General features: G+C 68.9%; 2 protein-coding genes and 1 pseudogene. 2 read left to right on the forward strand and 1 reads right to left on the reverse strand.

Translation table 11 applies throughout. The features are described from left to right. Window positions 1-356, reverse strand: a pseudogene (locus BLW41_RS11485) (hypothetical protein); the annotation flags it as partial. Between BLW41_RS11485 and BLW41_RS11345 the strand changes: the two are divergent. After that, on the forward strand, window positions 267-824 hold the full coding sequence (locus BLW41_RS11345; protein ID WP_245689076.1) for a hypothetical protein: 558 nt from the start codon (window positions 267-269) through the stop codon (window positions 822-824). The pseudogene BLW41_RS11485 and the gene BLW41_RS11345 overlap by 90 nt on opposite strands. Before the next feature lie 369 nt (window positions 825-1,193). Continuing rightward, entirely contained in the window at window positions 1,194-1,421 is a 228-nt protein-coding gene (locus tag BLW41_RS10610; RefSeq protein WP_143038720.1) for a hypothetical protein, read from the forward strand. Window positions 1,422-1,503: the final 82 nt, after the last annotated feature.

Here is a 1,503-nt window from a genome sequence, read left to right on the forward strand (position 1 = left end):
GCCGGGCTGGGCGCGATCAGGGTGACGGCCAACGGCCGGCTGCACACGGCCGCTTTATCGCTGCGCCTGCCGCCACTGCATCGGGAGGGCGAGGATCTCGACCCCATAGGAGCCGGCGGCGCGCGCCAGGTCTGCGGGGTCTGGCTGCTCAAACGGGGGAAGGCCGCTTCCCTCGGCGTCACGGCCCACGTCAGCGAAGAAGCGCTCGAACCCGCCAGGGACCACCAGCACGAGCATGCGGCCCCCTCCCAGTCGACGGCGAAGCGGTGCGGGCTCTGGCGCGGCGCGAACACGAAGTCCCCCGCCGAGGCTTGGAGCCGCTCCCCTCCGATCTCGAAGGTGACGCCCGCTTCCAGGACGTAGAAGACCTCGTCCTCTCGCTGATGGACGTGCAGCGGGGGTTGCCCGCGGCCGTCCCCCACCACTCCCACGCCCCCAGCGCCCCCGCGCAGTTCGAGTCTGAGGCGGTGCTGGAGGCCAGCCTGGGCGACCTCACAACCAAGGAGCGCCTGCTGGAGGTGCTACGGGAGGCACGCGCTCAGGCTGAGGAGGGCCTGGCGGAAGGACGCGTCATCCCCGAGTCGCTGCTGGCCCGCGACGCGCTCCGCAGTGCCGAGCAGCCGGGGCGCCTGCACGTCGTGGCCGTGATGTACGAGTTCGTCCTCTCGTACTTCGAGACCATGGCGCGGTGGGCCCGCTGGGCCGAGGAGGAGGTCGCATTGTGGCCGGACACCTCGCGCTCCGACGATCTCCGCCGCACCGTGGGGGTATTCCGCCGGGCGCTGACGCGCGCGGCCCAGCTCTTGCCTGAGGCTCGCGACTGAGCGGCTCGCACGACCCTTGGGCTAGGCATCTCGGCGCTCGATTCCGGCTGTGTTGATCTGTTTCCAAGCGCCATACACAGGCAAGTGTGGTGTTAGTGACGCGCGATGTTATGAGCGGCGAGTCGTATTGTGCGTCAGAGGTGTAGCCTCTTCGTTCTCATACGCTTCACTAGTGTGATGTCAAAAGCGCGCAGCGGATAGCCCTAGTGTGACTTACGTTGCGCATGTCGAGCGCGCGGCTTAATGGGTCGCTAGGTGTGGTTTGAGAATGTGGGTTGACGGCGATCGCGCTCCCTAAGCCACGCACCGGTCTGGCAGGATGTGGCGGTCGGGTCGAGCAAGCTCCGGCAGGTCTCGGTAGACCCACCCATGATCCACCTCGTCACCACCGCCGACACTGAGATCCTCGCCTGTGCGCGGGCGGTCGAGCGGCTGCGGGGCGCCGAGCCCGACTTCCCCGCCGTGCGCTGCTTCAACCCCGGTCCGACCGGGCAGGGCGAAACGGCATCGGCCGAAGAGCTCGTGGCGGAGATCGCGCGCCGGGCGCTGCCGAAGCCGCCAGTTGTGCAGGCACAGCGCCTTGCCCGGTGTTCGTAAGCGACGACGGCGAGCCCGACGGCTGCGCGCTCGGGGCGGTAGTCGGCACGTCGTGGCACGGGGTGTTGGAGGGGGATGAGGT

The sequence above is a fragment of the Thermoleophilum album genome (assembly GCF_900108055.1).
Lineage (GTDB): Bacteria > Actinomycetota > Thermoleophilia > Solirubrobacterales > Thermoleophilaceae > Thermoleophilum > Thermoleophilum album.